Here is a 337-nt window from a genome sequence, read left to right on the forward strand (position 1 = left end):
GCCACGCCAGCTAGGCCGATCAAGGACATGACGACGAACGTCGATTGCAGCCCCATGGCCGCGCCGAAGCGTCCGGCCAGCGGGTAGCAGATGAGCCAGCAGGCGTGCGACAGCGCGAAGTGGGCCGCGAAGATCGCTGGACGGTCCTCGGCGTGGGCCGAGCGGCGCAGAAGACGGCCGGATGGCGTCTGCGCCACGCTGTAGCCAAAGCCGATCACCAGCCACAGCGGCAGCAACAGCGCATAGCTCGGCAGCAGTGCGCCGATCGCCGTGCCCACGACGAGGACAGCGGCGCCGGTGAGCATCGCGGGTCGGTCGGCTACTTTCTCCAGTAGGG

Annotated in this window: 1 pseudogene; it reads right to left on the reverse strand. The window is 68.8% G+C overall.

The features are described 5' to 3' along the window. Window positions 1–305: pseudogene (locus RCF13_RS07970) on the reverse strand (MFS transporter); the annotation flags it as partial. Between the last annotated feature and the right edge of the window lie 32 nt (window positions 306–337).

The organism is Stenotrophomonas maltophilia group sp. RNC7 (assembly GCF_030910085.1).
Classification (GTDB): domain Bacteria; phylum Pseudomonadota; class Gammaproteobacteria; order Xanthomonadales; family Xanthomonadaceae; genus Stenotrophomonas; species Stenotrophomonas sepilia.